The 18203-nt window shown below is 70.7% G+C and carries 19 protein-coding genes; 8 read left to right on the forward strand and 11 right to left on the reverse strand.

The features are described from left to right. Positions 1-8 precede the first annotated feature (8 nt). Positions 9-998, reverse strand: coding sequence for a helix-turn-helix transcriptional regulator (locus ACIBW9_RS18600; RefSeq protein WP_398956225.1), 990 nt, complete (start codon positions 996-998; stop codon positions 9-11). Between the two features lie 94 nt (positions 999-1092). Between ACIBW9_RS18600 and ACIBW9_RS18605 the strand changes: the two genes are divergently transcribed. Continuing rightward, entirely contained in the window at positions 1093-1491 is a 399-nt protein-coding gene (locus ACIBW9_RS18605; RefSeq protein WP_398956227.1) for a VOC family protein, read from the forward strand. Between the two features lie 24 nt (positions 1492-1515). Here the strand turns inward: ACIBW9_RS18605 and ACIBW9_RS18610 are convergent, their stop codons facing one another. From ACIBW9_RS18610 to ACIBW9_RS18620, 3 genes are all read right to left on the reverse strand, one after another. Beyond that, complete coding sequence (locus ACIBW9_RS18610) at positions 1516-2157, reverse strand: LysE family translocator (RefSeq protein ID WP_398956505.1); 642 nt, start codon at positions 2155-2157, stop codon at positions 1516-1518. A 67-nt stretch (positions 2158-2224) separates the two neighbouring features. After that, positions 2225-2653: a VOC family protein gene (locus ACIBW9_RS18615; protein ID WP_398956229.1), complete on the reverse strand. Its 429-nt coding sequence runs from the start codon at positions 2651-2653 to the stop codon at positions 2225-2227. An 18-nt stretch (positions 2654-2671) separates the two neighbouring features. After that, on the reverse strand, positions 2672-4015 hold the full coding sequence (locus tag ACIBW9_RS18620; protein ID WP_398956231.1) for an amidase: 1344 nt from the start codon (positions 4013-4015) through the stop codon (positions 2672-2674). 266 nt (positions 4016-4281) lie between these two features. On the opposite strand from ACIBW9_RS18620, the gene ACIBW9_RS18625 reads away from it, so the two are divergent. Further along, entirely contained in the window at positions 4282-6636 is a 2355-nt protein-coding gene (locus ACIBW9_RS18625) for an alpha-L-fucosidase (protein WP_398956507.1), read from the forward strand. Between the two features lie 43 nt (positions 6637-6679). On the opposite strand, the gene ACIBW9_RS18630 is transcribed toward ACIBW9_RS18625, so the two are convergent. The 3 genes from ACIBW9_RS18630 to ACIBW9_RS18640 form a co-directional block, all read right to left on the reverse strand. Beyond that, positions 6680-7288, reverse strand: coding sequence for a DedA family protein (locus tag ACIBW9_RS18630; protein ID WP_398956233.1), 609 nt, complete (start codon positions 7286-7288; stop codon positions 6680-6682). A 119-nt stretch (positions 7289-7407) separates the two neighbouring features. Further along, complete coding sequence (locus ACIBW9_RS18635) at positions 7408-8313, reverse strand: helix-turn-helix domain-containing protein (protein ID WP_398956235.1); 906 nt, start codon at positions 8311-8313, stop codon at positions 7408-7410. Between the two features lie 155 nt (positions 8314-8468). After that, on the reverse strand, positions 8469-8711 hold the full coding sequence (locus ACIBW9_RS18640) for a DUF397 domain-containing protein (RefSeq protein WP_266951850.1): 243 nt from the start codon (positions 8709-8711) through the stop codon (positions 8469-8471). 242 nt (positions 8712-8953) lie between these two features. On the opposite strand from ACIBW9_RS18640, the gene ACIBW9_RS18645 reads away from it, so the two are divergent. Continuing rightward, the gene (locus ACIBW9_RS18645; RefSeq protein ID WP_398956239.1) at positions 8954-9502 is read left to right on the forward strand and encodes an ATP-binding protein; all 549 of its coding nucleotides are present in this window, start codon (positions 8954-8956) and stop codon (positions 9500-9502) included. 90 nt (positions 9503-9592) lie between these two features. Then, a complete protein-coding gene (locus ACIBW9_RS18650; RefSeq protein ID WP_398956241.1) occupies positions 9593-9901 on the forward strand; it encodes a protease inhibitor I42 family protein in 309 nt (102 codons plus the stop codon). A gap of 54 nt (positions 9902-9955) precedes the next feature. Here the strand turns inward: ACIBW9_RS18650 and ACIBW9_RS18655 are convergent, their stop codons facing one another. Next, on the reverse strand, positions 9956-10471 hold the full coding sequence (locus ACIBW9_RS18655; RefSeq protein ID WP_398956243.1) for a hypothetical protein: 516 nt from the start codon (positions 10469-10471) through the stop codon (positions 9956-9958). A gap of 31 nt (positions 10472-10502) precedes the next feature. Further along, positions 10503-11612, reverse strand: coding sequence for a C1 family peptidase (locus ACIBW9_RS18660; protein WP_398956245.1), 1110 nt, complete (start codon positions 11610-11612; stop codon positions 10503-10505). Between the two features lie 570 nt (positions 11613-12182). On the opposite strand from ACIBW9_RS18660, the gene ACIBW9_RS18665 reads away from it, so the two are divergent. Continuing rightward, the gene (locus tag ACIBW9_RS18665; protein WP_398956247.1) at positions 12183-12650 is read left to right on the forward strand and encodes a DUF4231 domain-containing protein; all 468 of its coding nucleotides are present in this window, start codon (positions 12183-12185) and stop codon (positions 12648-12650) included. A 60-nt stretch (positions 12651-12710) separates the two neighbouring features. Here the strand turns inward: ACIBW9_RS18665 and ACIBW9_RS18670 are convergent, their stop codons facing one another. Both ACIBW9_RS18670 and ACIBW9_RS18675 read right to left on the reverse strand, forming a co-directional pair. Beyond that, positions 12711-13625, reverse strand: a complete 915-nt coding sequence (locus ACIBW9_RS18670; RefSeq protein ID WP_398956249.1) for an LLM class flavin-dependent oxidoreductase — start codon at positions 13623-13625, stop codon at positions 12711-12713. Positions 13626-13680: 55 nt separating this feature from the next. After that, positions 13681-14409 carry a FadR/GntR family transcriptional regulator gene (locus ACIBW9_RS18675; RefSeq protein WP_398956251.1) on the reverse strand — a complete coding sequence of 243 codons (729 nt, stop codon included), beginning with the start codon at positions 14407-14409 and terminating at the stop codon, positions 13681-13683. A gap of 164 nt (positions 14410-14573) precedes the next feature. On the opposite strand from ACIBW9_RS18675, the gene ACIBW9_RS18680 reads away from it, so the two are divergent. Genes ACIBW9_RS18680 through ACIBW9_RS18690 form a run of 3 tightly spaced genes read left to right on the forward strand, consistent with a single transcriptional unit; the run spans position 14574 to position 18170 of the window. Next, on the forward strand, positions 14574-15647 hold the full coding sequence (locus ACIBW9_RS18680) for a sugar ABC transporter substrate-binding protein (protein ID WP_398956254.1): 1074 nt from the start codon (positions 14574-14576) through the stop codon (positions 15645-15647). After that, positions 15644-17152, forward strand: coding sequence for a sugar ABC transporter ATP-binding protein (locus ACIBW9_RS18685; protein ID WP_398956256.1), 1509 nt, complete (start codon positions 15644-15646; stop codon positions 17150-17152). The genes ACIBW9_RS18680 and ACIBW9_RS18685 overlap by 4 nt, the downstream gene beginning before the upstream one ends. Further along, the gene (locus ACIBW9_RS18690) at positions 17145-18170 is read left to right on the forward strand and encodes an ABC transporter permease (protein WP_398956258.1); all 1026 of its coding nucleotides are present in this window, start codon (positions 17145-17147) and stop codon (positions 18168-18170) included. The genes ACIBW9_RS18685 and ACIBW9_RS18690 overlap by 8 nt, the downstream gene beginning before the upstream one ends. Positions 18171-18203 lie beyond the last annotated feature (33 nt).

The following is an 18203-nucleotide window of genomic DNA, read 5'->3' on the forward strand; positions in this document are numbered from 1 at the left end:
TCCTTGCGTCAGGCCCGGCGGGCGCAGGACGTGAGGCGATCGGCGAGCGTGACGACGAGCTCGCGCAGTTCGTCGGGGCGCTCGATGACGAACGGCCGGTCGAGTGCGGCGAGTACCGGAGGCAACCAGTCGAGCCGCTCCGCGCGCAGCTCGACGCGCAGCCAGTGCTCGGCCGCCGGGTCCTGGCCGGCGGCGGGCTCGTGCTCCTCCAGGCTCGCGACGCCGGCCGGAAGGCGGGCGCGGATCTGCTCGACCGTCCCGTGGATCCGCAAGGTCACCCGGTGCCGGTACTCGGCCGTGGCGAATCCGGACAGCACGCGCTGTGCCGGACCGGGACCCGCGGGCACTTCGAAGGAACCGGGCAGGGTCCGCGCGTCTGCGATGCGATCGAGCCGGAAGGTCCGGTCCTCGCCGACCCGGGCGTCCTTGCCCGTGACGTACCACCGGCCCGCGTGGGCGACGATCCCGTACGCGTGCAGGGTGCGCTCGCTGCGCCGTCCCTCGCGGTCGGTGTAGCGGATCGAGACCGGCCGGCGGTGGCGCGCCGCATCGGCGAGGGTGAGCAGGAGCCCGGCGTCGGGGTGGTCCATCTCGCCCGGCTGATCGGTGAAGGCGAGAGCGTCCAGCAGGGTGTCGAAGCGGCGGGCGATGTGCAGGGGCAGCACCCGACGGATCTTCGCCGACGCCGTCTCGTTCGCCGTGAGCTGCGCCGTCGTCAGGCCCGCTCGGCGGCCGGCGACCAGGCCGAGCAGCACGGCCAGTGCCTCGTCGTCGCTGAGCATGAGCGGAGGCAGGCGGTACCCGGGGGCCAGCCGGTACCCGCCGTAGCGGCCGCGCAAGGACTCCACGGGCACGTCCAGGTCGATCAGCTGGTCCACATACCGGCGCACGGTGCGCCCTTCGACGCCGAGCCGGTCGGCGAGCTCGGCCACCGTACGGGTGCCGCCCGACTGCAGCAGCTCCAGGAGTGTCAGCACCCGGCCGGTGGGTCGTGGCATGTTCGCAGCCTAACGCGAATACAGGACCGATTCTGTCCCCTATCTCTCCTAGCCTGCGACATGCACGCCTTCAGCACGGCCAAGGAGATTCCCCATGGACTTCGTCTCGATCCGCATCATCACCAGCGACGTCGCACGGCTCGTCGCGTTCTACGAACGAGCCACAGGGGCGCGGGCGACGTGGGCCACCGAGGACTTCGCCGAACTCAGGACCGCGGGCGCCACCCTCGCGATCGCCGGCACCCGCACCGTCCCGCTGTTCGCCCCGGGCTCGGCCCGCCCGGCGGACAACCACAGCGTGATCACCGAGTTCCTCGTCGAGGACGTGGACCGCGTCCACCAGAACCTGACCGGCTTCGTCACCGACTTCGTAGCCGGGCCCACCACGATGCCCTGGGGCAACCGGTCGCTGCTGTTCCGCGACCCCGACGGCAACCTCGTCAACTTCTTCACCCCCGTCACCCGGGAGGCCGTCGAGAAGTTCGCACGCTGAGGTCACGCCCAGCCCAGGGACTGCCTAGTCCTTGCGCCCCGTCACGGCGACCGTCACCCCGAGGCCGATCATGGTGAGGCCGCCGACGCCGCCGACCATCGAGAGCCGGCGCGGGGAGCGCGCGAACCAGCCGCGGGCGGTGGACGCGATCAGGCCCCAGACGCTGTCGGAGGCCAGCGCGATCACGTTGAAGACCAGGCCGAGCAGCAGCATCTGCGCCGTGACGTGTCCGCTGTCTCGCTCCACGAACTGCGGCAGTACGGCCGCGAAGAACACGATGGTCTTCGGGTTCGTGACGCCGACCGCGAACCCCTCCCAGAAGGTGCGCAGCCCGCTGTGTGCCGGCACCTCGCCGCCCGTGAACACGGCCCGCAGCGACCCTCGTTCACGCCACGCCTTCACCCCGAGATACACCAGGTAGAGCGCGCCGGCCAGCTTGAGCACGGTGAAGAGCAGCACCGAGCGTTCCACGACGGACCCGATGCCGAACGCCACCGCCACCACCAGCAGATAGGCGCCGAGCGTGTTGCCCACCACGGTGGTCAGCGCGGCCCGGCGCCCCTGCGCGAGCGCCCGCCCGATCACGAACAGCACACTGGGTCCGGGTATCACGATCAGCAGGAAGGACAGCGCCGCGAAGGCGAGCAGACGGTCGGTGGACATCATGCGATCCATGCAAGCACGGGCAGGGGCCGCTCTTCAGCCCTGTTTTCCGGGGACCACGGGCTTCCGCTCAGTCGATGCAGAACTCGTTGCCCTCGATGTCCAGCATCGGGATGCACGCATCATTGCCGTCGTAGAGCGTTTGCACGTGCACCGCGCCGAGCGGGACCAGCCGTGCGCATTCGGCCTCGAGTGCGGCGAGGCGTTCTTCCCCCACGAGTCCGGTGCCGACCCGCACATCAAGATGCACCCGGTTCTTGACGGCCTTCCCTTCGGGAACGCGCTGGAAGTACAGTCGCGGGCCGACACCTGTGGGATCCATACAGGCGAACCATGAATCCCGCTGCTCGGGTGGCTGCGAACGCTTGAAGTCATCCCAAGTGGCGAACCCCTCGGGCGGCGGCGGTACGACGTACCCCAGCACCTCACACCAGAAACGAGCGAGACGCTCAGGTTCGGCGCAGTCAAAGGTGACTTGGAACTTCTTGATCGCTGACATCGGGGCACCGTACCAAGGTCAGTCCAGCGGGGCCGTCCGCTGCCACGGATGCAGCTTCTCCAGTTGCTGCGCCACCTCCAGGAGCATCGCCTCCGAGCCCGGGCGGCCCACCAGCTGGATCGCGCAGGGGGCGCCGGAGGGCAGGATGCCGAAGGGGACGGACATGGCGGGCCAGCCGGTCAGGTTCCACGGCGGGGTCAGGGGTGAGTAGTTGGTGTTGGCGAGGACGTTGGCCAGCCAGCCCCGCTCGTGCCAGGCCACCGACCTGGGGGAGCGGCGGGCGAGCGCCGGGGTGAGCAGCACGTCGTACTCGGCGAAGAAGGGCTCCATCCGGCGGCGCAGTCGCTCCCGGCTGTCGCCGCCCCGGACGCTGCTCAGGAATCGGCGCCCGATGGTGGCGTGCACCCGGGTGCGCCGGTTGAGCAGGCGCGGGTCCAGCCCCTGGGCGTCCACCGCCGTGCCCGCCGTCCAGTGGGCGAGGGACATCGTGCTCAGGGAGAGCGGGTAGGGCGGGTCGTCGCGGCGGACCTGGTGACCTGCCTTGATCAGGACGCCGGCCGCGTCGCGGGCCGCGGTGGTGTACGGCGTGCTGATGGTGACGCCGGCCAGGGGGCTGCGCAGTGAGACGGCGATCTTGCGCATGGCGGGCTCGGACGGCGGCGCCGCCCCGGTGTCCGCCAGCACCGCCAGCATCAGGCGGGCGTCCTCGACCGTCGTGGCGAGCGGACCGTTCTCGGACATGCCGAACCAGTCGCCGTCGCTGATGCCCGCCGGGACGACCCCGTGTCCCGGCTTGATGGTGACCAGGCCGCAGTTGGCGGCCGGGATGCGCAGCGAGCCCATGCCGTCGTTGCCGAGGGCGATCGGCACCAGGCCGGCGGCGACCGCGGCCGCGCTGCCGCCAGAGGAACCGCCCGCCGTGCGGGTCAGGTCCCAGGGGTTGCGGGCGGTGCCGTGGACGCCCTCGGTGGTGCCGAAGACGCACAGTTCGGGCACGTTCGTCAGGCCCACCACCACCGCGCCGGCCGCGCGCAGCCGGGCCACCGTGATGTGATCGTCGGTGGCGGGGGTGTCCGGCGTCGCGGCGGAGCCCACGCGGTGGGACTCGCCGCGCACGGCGAGGTTGTCCTTGACCGCCACCGGTACACCGGCCAGCGGCAGTTCGGCCAGATCGTCGCGGGAGGCCACCTCGTCGGCCTCGGCGAGCGCGGCCTCGGCCCGCACCACCCGGAAGGCCCCGACCCGTCCGTCCAGTCGCTCGATCCGGTCGAGGTGCTCGGCCACCACCTCACGGGGCGTGGCCCGCTTCTCGCGTACGGCGGCGGCGATCTCGGCGGCGGTCCGGCCGACCCAGCTGGTCACGGGCGCTCCTCGGGGTGCGGTGCAGGCGACTACTCATCAGTACGCAGAGCACTCTGCCCCGCCGCGGCCCCCGCGTCGAGAGCACTCGCTCCGGGACATTCGGGTGGGTCTTCCTGGACTTTTTGCGGGGCGTCCGTCGGTCATTGCGCCTTCACTCGCCGGTCATCCGATCAATGCGGTAACTATCGTGCGATCAGGCCCCATTGACAGGTCCCGGAGTCCATCCAATCATCAGACATCGGATGAATCAGGAGCCGCTCATGAGTATGAGTCCCTGCCCAAGACGTCAGGTCCTGACGGCCGCCGCCTCAGTCACCGCCGCGGCCGCCCTGCCCCTCACGATCGCGACCGAGGCGCACGCCGCCGAACCGGCCGATGACCAGGTCGCAACCTCCGGCTGGGTCCCCGTCCCCGACCCGGTCCCCGTCCCGCTCGACGGTCTCTACGACAACGACGGCATCGACACCGCCTCCGCCCCCGGCGGCGACTTCGACGGCTCCGGCTACACGTTCCCGGGTGAGGAACTGCCCGCGGGCCGTGTCGAGGTCGACGGCATTCCCTTCCTCTTCCCGGCCGCGACGGCAGGCGCCAAGAACAACCTCGTCGCACTGGGCCAGCGCATCGGCCTGCCCAAGGGCCGCTATCTGTCGGCCGTCTTCCTCACCGCCGGCAGCTACGGGAACGCCTCCGGCAAGGCCACCGTCCACTACGCCGACGGCTCGACCAGCACCGCCGGCCTCACCGGCGCCGACTGGTACGCGGCCGGCGGCTCCCTCTCCGCGCCCTACCGCTACAAGCCGGACGGCACCAAGGACGAACACGGCGTGGGCATCGGCACCTCGGAGGTGTGGCTGGACCCGCAGCGCGAGGCCGTCGCAGTCACCCTGCCAGTCACGAGTCCGGCCGAGGCAAACAAGACCGCGCTGCACGTCTTCGCGCTTTCCCTCCAACCCGCCGCCCACGGAAGGGCGTTGGCCCTCCGGGACGCCCACTCCACCCACTGCCTGCTGCCCGCCACCGGCGCCCAGAGCGTCGAGGCCACCGTCGTCAACGCGGGCACCGTCGCCGTCCTGCCCGCCGACGACGTCTCCGTCCGGGTCGACGTCCCCGGCGCCCGCACCGTCGAACCCGCCAGGATCCGCCGCCTCGACCCCGGCGAACAGGCCCGCGTCCGCGTCGGCATCCGCAACCGCACGGGCACCGCACCCGGAACGCGGCGGGACGGCTCGGTGACCGTCGCCGGACGGGGTACCGAAGTCGCCGTACAGAAGGGCCCGTTGACGCTCGGCACGGCCGACTACCAGCCCACCGAGGCCTCCCTCTCCGCCCACCAGGCCCCCTACTGGTTCCAGGGCGCCAAGTTCGGCATCTTCATCCACTGGGGCGTCTACGCGGTGCCCGCCTGGGCGCCGGTCGGCAAGCAGTACGCCGAGTGGTACTGGGACCAGATGCAGGACCCCGACAACCCCACCTACGCCTACCACCGGGCCACCTACGGCGAGGACTTCGCCTACGACGACTTCATCCCGCGCTTCACCGCCGAGAAGTTCGACCCGCGCGCGTGGGTGGAGCTGTTCAGGGACGCGGGCGCCCAGTACCACGTGCTGACCAGCAAGCACCATGAGGGCTTCGCCCTGTGGGACACCAAGGTCTCCGACCGCAACGCCGTGAAGCTGGGCCCGAAACGGGACCTGGTCAAGGAGCTGTTCGAGGCGTCCCGGCGGTACGCCCCGGAACTCCACCGCGGCCTCTACTTCTCGATGCCCGAGTGGTTCAACCCCGACAACCCGTGGACGGGTCACGCCCCGCGCAATCCGTACACCCTCGAACCGGTCCCGTACACCGGATACACCGCGGGCAAGGACTATGTGAAGGACTACCAGGCCCCGCAGCTGCTCGAGCTGATCCACGGCTACGACCCGGAGCTCATCTGGTGCGACATCGGCGGCGTGAACGACAGCCTCCACGTCCTCGCCGAGTACTTCAACCACGCCAAGAACCGGGCCCGTCCGATCGACGTCACGGTCAACAACCGCTCGGGCATCGCCTTCCACGACTTCACGACCCCCGAGTACACGACCTACGAGAACACCGTCGTCGCCAAGTGGGAGTCCAGCCGCGGCCTGGACCCCTTCAGCTACGGCTACAACAGCGCGACCCCCGACGACGCCTACATGACCGCCGAGGAGGTGGTGCACAGTCTCGTCGACATCGTCTCCAAGAACGGCAACTTCCTGCTCGACATCGGCCCGCGCGCCGACGGCACCATCCCCCGGATCATGCAGACCCGGCTGCGCGAGACGGGCGCCTGGCTCAAGGTCAACGGCGAGGCGATCTACGACACGACGTACTGGTCGCGGATGGCGCAGCTCGGCGACGACCTGCGCTTCACGGTCCGCCCGGACCAGGCCTTCTACGTCCACTCCCTGACCCGTCCGGGCGCGAAGCTCACCGTCGAGGCACCGGTGCCGATCCGCGCCGGCGACAAGGTGACGATGCTCGGCCACGACCGGCCACTGACCTGGACCGTCAGCAAGGGGGCACTGGTGATCGACGTACCCGAGACGGCCCGGAGGTCGGGACAGCACGTGTGGGTGTTCAAGGTGGAGTGGCATGGGTGAGTTCAGGGAGCGTCGGCGCGCCGGTGACCGCCCGTCGGCAGACTCAGGAGTGGGAGCGGCGGTGCCTGCGGATGCGCCAGACGACAAGGGCCACGACGACGAGTGCCGCAAAGGCCAGGGCGACGGTGCGGCCGACCAGGCTCTCGGCGTGTTCGTAGGCGGCGCCCGCGGCATAGCCCAGGACGGCGTTGCCGACGCCCCAGACCAGGCCGCCGAGGGCGTTGTAGAGCAGGAAGCGGCGGTACGGCATGTTCGAGGCGCCCGCCAGCGCCGGGACGAGGGAGCGGAAGAGGGCGACGAAGCGGCCGACGAAGACCGCCGCCGGACCGCGCCGACGGATCAGGTCGCGCGCCTTCTCCACCCGCTCGGCCCGTCGGCGCAGGGGCCCGCGGGAGAGCAGCGGCGGTCCGGCGCGCCGGCCGATCTCGTAGCCGACGCTGTCCCCGGCGATCGCCGCGAGGACGACGGCGAGCGTCAGCCAGACCAGCTCCACATTGCCCCGCCGGGCCAGCACACCGCCGACGATCACTGCGGTCTCGCCCGGCAGGACGAACCCGAAGAACAGCGCGTCCTCGGCGAACACCAGGGCCGTGATCACGAGGTAGACCACGGGCCCGGACAGGTCGGCGAGCCAGTCGACAAGAGCGTGCATCTGCCGACCCCCTTCTCTGCCGGGTACGAGTACCCGGCAGCGGGGGCCTTGCTCGCCGGCCCTATGAATCGAATGCGCGATCGAAGCGCCGGGTGCGAGGTTCTCGCGGTGCGGCGGGCTCAGATCTCCTTGAGGACCTTTTCGAGGAAGGGCACCGAGTCCACGGCCGGTGAGGCCACCAGACTGAGGCGGTCCATGACCGCGAGGTAGTGGTCGACCTCCTCGGGCTTGTCCAGGTACAGGGCGCTGGAGAGCTGCTCGAGGTAGACGACGTCCGGCAGGTCCGGCACGGGGAAGCGCAGCACGGTGATCGGTCCGCCGGCCGCCGCGTGACCGCCGACGTGGAAGGGCAGCACCTGGAGCGTCACGTTCGGCCAGGCGGCCGCCTCGATCAGGTGCTGGAGCTGGGCGCGCATCACCTCGGCCCCGCCGAGCGGGCGGCGCAGCGCCGCCTCGTCCACCACGACCCACAGCTTCGGCGCGTCCGGCCCGGAGAGCAGCTCCTGCCGGGTCATGCGCAGCTCGACCCGGCGGGCGATCGCGTCCGGGGAGGTGATGGGGTGGCCGAGCCGGATGACGGCCTCGGCGTACTCCGGGGTCTGCAACAGGCCGGGAATGAACTGGACTTCGTAGGTCCGGATGACGGAGGCGGCCTCCTCCAGGCCCAGGTGCTGCTCGAACCAGGTCGGGAAGGCGTCTCCGTACGCCCGCCACCAGCCGGGTTCGTTGGCCCGCCGCACCGAGTCCAGGAAGTCCTGGCGCACGGCGGGGTCCTGGACGCCGTACAGGGTGAGCAGGTCGGCGATGTCGCGCTGCTTGAAGCCGACGCGGCCGAGCTCCATGCGGCACAGCTTGGCGTCCGAGGCGCGTATGGCCGCGGCGGCCTTCTCCCGGCTGATGCCGAGGGATTCGCGCAGGCGGCGCAGCCGGGTGCCCAGCATGATGCGCTGCACGGTCGGCCCGCCGCGCCCCGGGCTCAGGACGTCGGCACCGGAGGGAGCGGGTTCTCGCTGAACTGCCGTCATGGTCATCCCCTCGCCGCCGCACCGGCTGCTGCATGTGTTCGGGACTCAACCAAGGAGGGTAGCACCGAGGCGTCGTACGGCTGCGGTGCGTGAAGTGGCCGGAGGGCGCCGACCGGTGGCCCGCGCCCTCCGGCTGTCCGCGGGTGTGCCCGACCTCAGCCGGCGGGGAGTAGGCCGTCGAAGTCGCCGTCCTTCACACCGCGGACGAAGGCGGAGATCTCGGCGCCGGTGTAGACGAGCGCCGGACCCTGGGGGTGGCGGGAGTTGCGGACGGCGACGCTGCCGTCCGGGAGGGCGGCGAGCTCGACGCAGTTGCCCTCGGGGTTGCTGTGGTGGCTCTTGCGCCAGACCGCCCCCGCCAGCTCGGTGGCGGGCATGCCGTTGCTCACGTGCTGCATCTGAACCTCTTTGAGATGTAGTCGCGTTGAGTGGACCCGTGGTCGGCGCTGCAATTGCATCTTCAATTGCATCCACGGGTGGTGTGCGGGACGATAGCGCCCGGCGCCCGCTGCTCGCAAGATCATCTGCAATTGCAGCGGTAATTGCCGATGCACTTGCGTGCGGACTGCCGGACGTAGCACGATACTTCGCACAGGTGTAGCGCTCGGTTGTTCTCTCCGCAGGGGTACCAGGGGTCGCGATGTCCGCAGAGCAAGTCGCACAACCGGTCAACCCCCTGCGTATCGAGGCGACTTGGCAGTGGCTGTGCCAGGCCGTGGACCACATCGGCCGGCCCGGACCCGGGCTGAGCTTTCCCCTCCCACCGAGTTCCGCGGACGTCCCCGGGCCCGCCCACTGCTCGGTGCTCGCCGTACCGCCGATCGCCCAGTCCGCCCACATCGCCCGCGACTTCACGCGGACCACGCTCGTCGACCGGGCCACGCGGGAACGCGTCGAGGACGTGGCGGTCACCGTGTCGGAGCTGCTGAGCAACGCCCTGCGCTACGGCCGAGCAGCGGACGGCGAGACGGAGTTGCAGCCGGCACTGTGGCTTGCGTACTGGGACCGCTGGTCCTGCGTCGTGTGCGCGGTCACCGACGAGAGCGACCTGATCCCCGCCGCCGTGCAGGCCGACGAACTCGCGGAGTCGGGACGGGGACTGCAGGTCGTCTCGGTGCTGAGCGACGCATGGGGATGGAACCCGCGGGCCGTCGGCGGAAAGCTCGTCTGGGCCCTGTTCCGGCTCTGACACCGCGGTCGGTCCGGCCGACGCACCGGCTGGCCAGGCCCCGGAAGGCGGGGTACACCGATAGGACCAGAGCCGAGGAGGTGCGGTCCCGTGGGTGAGGTGCAGGTGACGGCGCAGGACGGCGAGGTGCGGGTGGGGCTCGGCGACGACCTCGTGGTGCGGCTGGCCGAGAACGCCACCACCGGCTACCGGTGGCACGTCGAGGGCATCGAGGGCGGCCTTGAGGTGGCGGCCAGCGACTATGCGCCGCCGGGAGAGCTCGCCCCGGGCGCCGGCGGCACCCGGGTGCTGCGGCTGCGGCCGACCAAGGCCGGTGAGGGACGCCTCGAGCTCGTGCTCAGGCAACCGTGGGGCGAGGACGTGGCCGACCGGTACGCGCTGCGGATCACCGTCGAGTGACGCGTGAGGGGCCGCGCCCGGCATTGCCCGGACGCGGCCCCTCGCCGGGCAGGGCTACAGCAGGTAGATCTCGTGGACCAGGCCGTCCGCCTCCTCACGGAAGGAGATCGGCCGGCCCGTCTGACGGGCCTGGGAGGCCAGCGTCGTCAGCGCGGTGAACGCCCAGTCGCTGCCGTTGAAGATCTTCTTCCAGGCGCCGCCCTTGACGTGCAGGAAGGCGTTGCGGGTCTGGTTGATCGACCACATCGCGTCGACGATCGCGTTCTGCGTCCACGTGCCCGTGATCGCCGTGGCGGCCTGCGCCGCCGCGAACGCCTGGAGGTCTCCGCGGAGTTCGGGTGTGATCGTCGGCCGGGCCTCGCCGGACGCCGTCTGCTCGAAGCGTGCGACCATCACATCACTGGCCGGCTTGCCCGGCGCGGTGAGCGCACTGCCGTTCAGGCCGATGTCCACGCCCGGCGGCAGCAGTACGGGCCGCCCGGCCTCGTCCTGCTCGGCCGCGGAGCGGACCGACCGCGTCGAGGGCGGCTGCTGCTTCGGCTGCTTGGGGCCGCTGTTCTGCGGGCTCATGTCGTGCTCTCCTCTCCCTGGTTCCCCGGTCTCACCAGGCGTAGATCTGCTGGACGCTGCCGTTGTCCTCGTACAGGCCGACCTTGGCACCGTTCGCCTTGGACGCGGCCAGCTCGGCGAGCATCGCCGAATCCGTCGCGCCGACGGAGCCGTTGAGGTTCAGCCAGCCGCGCAGCTCGCCGTACGCCCACACGTTGGCGTCGGTCTCGTTGCTCCACAGCGCGAGGATGCGCTGGTCGGGCAGCCAGTTGTGGATGAGCGTGCCGAGCGCCGCCACGTTGTGCCAGGTCTCGATGCCGCACTCGCCGTAGCCGATGCGGAAGAAGCCCTGCTCGCCCCAGCCCGGACCCCAGCTGTTCTTGCCGATCCAGCACTGCTGCGCGTCGTCGTAGCCGACGAGCGTGACGCAGTGGCCGCCCGCGAGGTCACCGGTGCGGTGTCGGTAGACGCCGCTCGAGTAGCTGAAGAAGTCCTGGTAGACCAGGAAGCATGCGGTGATGGAGCCGTAGCGGGCGATGTTCTCCTTCATCGCCGCCGGGTTGTTGGTGACGGACTGCCAGGAGCGGATCTTCACCAGGCGGTTGGGCCAGTCCGCGTTGAGCTTGGAGGCGTCCTGGTCGCCCGCCGTGTACGGGAAGTACTCCTCGATGGTGAGGCCGTTGTCGCGCGCCTGGTCGGCCAGCGGCTCCGGGAACCAGCCGGTGGAACAGGTGCGGCCGGCCTGGCGGCCGTAGGAGTAGAACGCCTGCGCCTCGGAGAGGTCGACCGGCAGATAGGGCGCGCCGTAGCTGAAGCGCGTGACGTGCTCCATCATGCCCACGGTGCCGAAGGCCACGCAGGAACCGCACGAGCCCTGGTTCTTGACGGGCGTCGTGTAGTTGACGCCGCCGATGTTGCGCAGGTCGAACGCGGCGGGCGCGCCCACCGAGTCGGCGGTGGCGGACACGGCGGCCGCGATGTTGCTCTGCTTCGCGCTCTCGATCGCGGAGCGGTCGCCCGACTCGACGGGGACGCCGAGGCGCACCACGCGCTGCTCCTCGGTGAGCGCCGTCATGCTGGTCGTGGTCATGTGCCAGGGATTGCCCGCCTGGTCGAGTACCGACCTGAGGTGGTCGAGGTCCAGCGGGTCGTTGACAGGCATGAGGAACCCTCCTTCGTGCTCGGGGCGTGTCGGGGCACCTGCCGGCCGTCGCACGGCGGGCAGGGCAGGGCGGAGCGCGGCCGGGCCCGGACGGGGCGGGGCGCGTCCGTCACGCCGCGCGGGCACACGTCGCCGCACGGCGGGAAACGCTGGAAACGGTGGCAGCTACGAAACGGCGGGGCGGACGGCGCTGTTCGCCGCCTTCCGCCTGGGAGAGATCACATTCTCTGAGAGGCTTTCACAGCCGTACCCCCGTAGTTGAGTGACAGCGGCAATCCCCGGTGCTCCGCGCTGTCGAGAGGCAGCTAAGCAGAGAACCGGGGGGTCGGGAATACGCCGGAATGCGGGTACCGCAAGGGAGAGACACCGCTCCTCTTGCGGCACGGGTGCGGATACGGGGTCACGGGCCCGGCGGCGCATCCGAGGTGTCGGCAGCCAGGCCTCGTCGTTCTCGCGCGTCGTACGTGCGGCATGCGTAAGACGGCCCGGAGGCGGGATCGGTGTACTGCCGGCCGGGTTGCCGCCCGGTCGGCCTTTCCTCCGCGCGTGTGCGCCCCCGATGATGTGCCGATGAGACGAAGCACGGTCACCGACCCGGACTGGTCCGCGGAGCCGGACCCGGTACTCGCGCTCGCGCGGCAGGACCTGGCGTTCTACGGGCGCTCCCGCGATCGGGCCCGACGGCTGCACCACGCCACGGAACTGGGCGCCCTCGCCTCCACGTCGGCGACGGTCGTGGCGGCCGGGCTGCACGCCCCGGCCTGGCTGACCGCGCTGATCGCGGGCGGCGCCGTCTTCTTCACCGGCGTACGGCAGTTGTTCAACCCGGGCGCACGCTGGATCGCCGGCGGTCAGTCCCATGAGACCCTGCGACGAGCCGTCGACCGCTATCTGCTGCTGCCGCCCGCGGAACGCGATGCGGCGGCGCGGGCCACGCTGCAGACAGCGATCGAGGAGGTGGGCAACAACGAGCTGCGGGAGTGGGCCGATACACAGGGGCAGCGCGCCAGTGCCTCGCTGCCCGCGGCGAGCAACTGAACGCGGCACCTTGCGCGCACCGGGTCTCAGCCCGCGAGCGCAGCCACTGCTTGTACGAGGTCAGACCGGCAGTGCCGGGATCACCTCGGTGGCAATGCGCTCCGCGAGGGCGCTGGGGTCGCCGATCGGTGTGAACAGGACGAGTTCCGCGCCCGCGTCGATCACCTCTCGGACGGCGGCCACGCAGTCGTCCGGGGTGCCGGCGATCGCGGCGGCCTCGATGCCGGGAATGCGACGGCCGTAGATGCGGGCCAGACCGGCGTTGACCCGCTCACGCGCCAGCCCTGCGTCCGCGTCGATGTCGATGTAGACGCGTTTCGCGATCGGGAAGTCCGTCCTGCCCGCCTCGGCCGCCGCCTCGGTGACGTACGCGACCTGCTCCCTGAACGCGGCCGTGGTCGACGACCCCGCACCGAAGAACCCGTTCCCCAGCCGCACCGCACGCCGAAGCGCCGACTCGCTCGATCCGCCGAACCACAGCGGAGGATGCGGTTTCTGAAGCGGCTTAGGCTCCAGCACCGCGTCCTCCAGCTGCCAGAACTCGCCGTCGAAGGTGACGCTCGGCTGCGTCCACAGGGCCTTGGTGAGGGCGATGCCCTCGGTGAACCGGGCCAGGTACCGGGCCTTGTCCATGCCGAACGCGGCGAACGGCCGGTGGGGACCGCCGGAGCCGACCCCCACCTCCAGTCGGCCGCCGCTCATCTGGTCGATGGTCGCCAGCGCCTTGGCGAAGTGCACGGGCTGGTGCAGCGTGCTGACGAACACGGTGGTGCCCAGCCGTAGCCGGGTCGTGCACGCGGCGGCGTACGTCATGGCCTCCATGGGCGACAGCACCGACCCGGCCCCCAACGTCGAGTCCTGCGCCCATGCACTGTGGTATCCGAGGTCCTCGGCCCTCGCGAAGTACTCGCGGAACGCTCCCGGATCGAACTGGCCGTCTCGATAGAACTGCGGGATGGAGATGGCACATCGCATGACTACACCGTAGGCGACGACCGGAGCCGAGGGCGGTCCGCACGGCAGGGCGCCGTCAGGGCGGCGAGGCCGACGCGCGCGCCTGGCCTCCGAGCTGCGCCCGCAGCCACTCCTCCACCTCGCCCACATGCGCGGCCGCCGCCGCCCGTGCCGCCTCCGGATCGTGGGCCACCAGGGCGCGGTGGATCGCCGCGTGCTCACGGCGGGTCCTGGCGAAGGCGCCTTCCTCCTGGTAGCCGCGCCAGACACGGGCGCGGAAGGTGCGGGAGGACAGGCCCTCCAGGATGGCCGCCATGGTGTCGTTGCCCGCGGCGGCCGCGATCTCGCGGTGGAAGGCGAGGTCGTGGGCGAGGATCACCTCCGGGTCGTCGGTGGCGTTCATCGCCGTCAGGTGCTTCTCCACCTCGGCCAGCTGGTCGGGCGTGATGCGGGCGGCCGCCAGCGCGGTGGCCGTCGACTCCAGGATGCGGCGCACCTCCAGGAGCTCCACCAGGCGCGGCCCCCGGGACAGGTCGGCGACCACCCCGAACGTCTCCAGCAGGTCGCCGGCCTCCAGTTGGGTGACGTAGATGCCGGAGCCGTGCCGGGCCTCCAGCACGCCGAGCACCGTCAGCGCGCGGATGGCCTCGCGCATCGAGCTGCGGGAGATGCCCAGCTGGGCGGCGAGATCGCGTTCGGTGGGCAACCGCTGGCCGGGCTCCAGACGGCCCTCGCCGATCATCGCCTTGATCCGCTCGATGGCGCGCTGCGTCACCGTGCCCTTCTGCGGGGCGGTCTCGTCCACGCCAATCCTCCTGTCACCCGGTGCGCCGCAGTCTAACCATGAGGGTGGTCCGACCAATACCGTCAGAACTCGCGAAAATCTGGTGTCGCAGGGTGTTGTTTCGGGGAAGTGGTCTGATAAATATGCGGGCATCTGCTCGAACACGCTCAACGAGGAGCCGCCAGATGCCCGGCAGGACAGTGGGGAAGCGGAACAGGTTTCGAATGGTCGGTGTGATGGCCGTGGCCGCGAGCGCCTCGCTCGCACTCGCCGCGTGCGGCAGCACCAAGGACACCGGGGACTCCGGCAGCGCCGGAGGCGGCGGCACCGGCAAGGTCGGGGTGATCCTGCCCCTGCTGACCTCGCCGTTCTGGCAGTCGTACAACGACTACGTGCCGAAGATGGCGAAGTCCGAAGGCGTCGACGCGCTCAAGACGGTCAACTCCAACAGTGACCCGTCCCAGCAGATCACCGACATCACCAACCAGCTCAACCAGGGCGTGAAGGGCCTGGTCGTCGCCCCGCTCGACAGCGCCGCCATCGAGGCGGGCCTCGACCAGGCCGACCGCAAGGGCGTGCCGGTCGTCGCGGTCGACGTCGCGCCCGACAAGGGCAAGGTGGCCATGGTCGTCCGCGCCGACAACGTCGCCTACGGCACCAAGGCCTGCGACTACCTCGGCGGGCACATCACCAGCGGCAAGGTCGTGCAGATCATGGGCGACCTGGCCTCGGTCAACGGCCGGGACCGTTCCCAGGCCTTCCGCGACTGCGTGAAGAAGAAGTACCCCAAGCTCAAGGTGCTTGAGATCCCCGCCAAGTGGGAGTCCGACGCCGCCGCTTCCAAACTCGACACCCTCCTGAACGCCAACCCCGACATCAAGGGCATCTACATGCAGGCCGGCGGCGTCTACCTGGCGCCGACCCTGCAGACCCTGAAAGCCAAGGGACTGCTGAAGAAGGCCGGCACCGCGGGCCACATCACCATCGTCTCCAACGACGGCATCCCGCAGGAGTTCGACGCCATCCGCAAGGGCGAGATCGACGCGACCGTCTCCCAGCCCGCCGACGCCTACGCCAAGTACGGCATGTACTACATCAAGGCGGCGATGGAGGGGAAGACCTTCAAGCCCGGCCCGACCGACCACGACTCGACCATCGTCAAGCTGCCCAGCGGCATCCTCGAGGACCAGCTGCCCGCGCCGCTGGTGACCAAGGACAACGTCGACGACCCCAAGCTCTGGGGCAACACGGTCAAATGAGCAGCCCCAGCACCCCGCTCGCCGAGGCGCGGGACATCGTCAAGCGGTACGGCCCCACCACCGCCCTCGCGGACGGCCGGCTCACCGTGCTGTCCGGCGAGTCCCACGCCCTCGTCGGCCGCAACGGCGCCGGCAAGTCGACCCTGGTCCGGATCCTCACCGGCCTGGAGGCGCCCGACGAGGGCACGGTCCGCTTCGACGGCGAGCCCGCGCCCCCGCCCGCCGACCGCGACGCCTGGCGCCGCAGGGTGGCCTGCGTCTACCAACACCCCACGGTCGTCCCCGAGTTGACGGTCGCCGAGAACCTCTTCATCAACCGGCAGCCCTTGCACCGCGGCTTCATCAGCTGGCGAAGGCTGAAGGCCGAGGCGGCCGCCCTCCTCGACACCTGGGACGTGCACGTCGACCCGGACGCCCGCACGGCCGACCTCAAGGTCGAGGACCGCCAGATGGTGGAGATCGCCCGGGCGCTCAGCTTCGGCGCCCGCTTCATCATCCTGGACGAGCCCACCGCCCAGCTCGACAAGCGCGAGATCGAGCGGCTCTTCAGCCGCATGCGCGCGCTCCAGGACTCCGGTGTCACCTTCCTGTTCATCTCGCACCACCTCCAGGAGGTGTACGAGGTCTGCCAGACCGTCACCGTCCTGCGCGACGCCCGCTGGATCACCACCGCACCCGTCGCCGACCTGCCCAGGGCGGCGCTGATCGAGGCCATGGCGGGGGAGTCCCTCGAGACGATGGCCGAACAGGCCGTACAGGAAAGGCTCGTCGACGACAGCGCGCCCGTGCTCCTCGACGCCCGCGGGCTCACCTCCGAGTCGTACGAGGACATCGACCTGACCGTCCGCCGCGGCGAGGTCGTCGGGCTCGCCGGATCCAGCGCCAGCGGAAAGATCGAGCTGGCGGAGGCCATCGCGGGCCTGCGCACACCCACCGGCGGTACCGCCCGACTGGACGGCGAGCGGCTGCAGTTCGGCTCGGTGCGGGCCGCCCTGAAGGCCGGTGTCGGCTGTGTCCCGCGCGACCGGCACGACCAGGGCCTGGTCGCCGGCATGACCATCGGCGACAACGCCACCATGAGCGTCCTGGACCGGCTCGGCCGCCTGGGGTTCATCGGCACCGACCGCAGGCGCGGCTTCGCCGCCGAGCTGATCGACCGCCTCGACATCCACACCGAGGGCCCCGAGCAGCCCGTCTCCGACCTGTCCGGCGGCAATGCGCAGAAGGTCGTCATGGCTCGCGCCCTCGCCTCCGACCCCCGGCTGCTCGTCCTGATCAACCCCACGGCGGGCGTCGACGTGAAGTCCAAGGAGTCACTGCTGGCCCGCGTGGACAGCGCCCGCGAGGACGGCACCGCGGTCCTGGTCGTCTCCGACGAACTCGACGACCTGCGGCGCTGCGACCGCGTCCTCGTCCTCTTCCACGGCCGCGTCGTCGCCGAACATCCGGCGGGCTGGCGCGACCATGAGCTGATCGCCTCCATCGAAGGAGTGGACCATGGCTGACACCAAGGCCCCGCCGGTGAAGCCGGTGAGCATGCCCGACGCCCGGGCGGCGAGGGCGGTCCTGCTGCGCCGCGCCCGCGAACTCGCCCTGGTCCCTGCGCTGTTGCTGCTGCTTCTGCTCGGTGCCCTCCTGAACGACTCCTTCTTCACCGAGGCCACCCTGATCTCCATCCTGGCCTCGTCGGCCTCGCTGGCGATGGTGGTGCTGGCCGAGTCGCTGGTCCTCATCACCGGCAAGTTCGACCTGTCGCTGGAGTCGGTGGTCGGCATCGCGCCGGCGGTCGCGGCGCTGCTGGTGCTGCCGGCCGCCGAGGCCGGCTGGGGCACGGAACTCCCGGCCGGGCTCGCCCTCCTGGCGATCCCTCTGGTCGGCGCGGCCATCGGTGCCTTCAACGGCATCCTCGTGGTGAAGGTGAAGCTCAACGCGTTCATCGTCACCCTCGCCATGCTGATCATCCTGCGTGGGCTGCTGGTCGGTGCCACCAAGGGCAAGACGCTGTTCGGCATGCCCGACGCGTTCTTCTCGCTGGCCACCACCACGTTCCTGCGCATCCCGATCTCCGTGTGGGTGGCCGCCGCGGCCTTCGCGATCGCCGGGCTGGTGCTCAAGTACCACCGGGTGGGCCGTTCGTTGTACGCGATCGGCGGCAACCTTGAGGCGGCCCGCGCCGCCGGCATCCCTGTCGACCGCGTCCGGCTCGGCGTCTATGCCGTCGCGGGTGTCCTCGCCTCGATCGGCGGTCTGATGTACACCGGCTACGTGGGTGCCATCGGCGCCAACCAGGGCCAGAACATGATCTTCACGGTGTTCGCCGCCGCCGTGATCGGCGGGATCAGCCTCGACGGCGGCAAGGGCACCATGTTCGGCGCCCTGACCGGCGTACTCCTGCTGGGCGTCGTCAAGACCATGCTGACCATGGCCCAGGTGCCGTCGTTCTGGATCGACGCCATCTACGGCGGAATCATCCTGCTCGCGCTCATCCTCGCCCGCCTCACCACCGGCCGCGCCCAGGACTGACCCCCCGCCCCTGCCCCCGACCGAAAGGCCCCC

Source organism: Streptomyces sp. NPDC049541 (genome assembly GCF_044465725.1).
Lineage (GTDB): Bacteria > Actinomycetota > Actinomycetes > Streptomycetales > Streptomycetaceae > Streptomyces.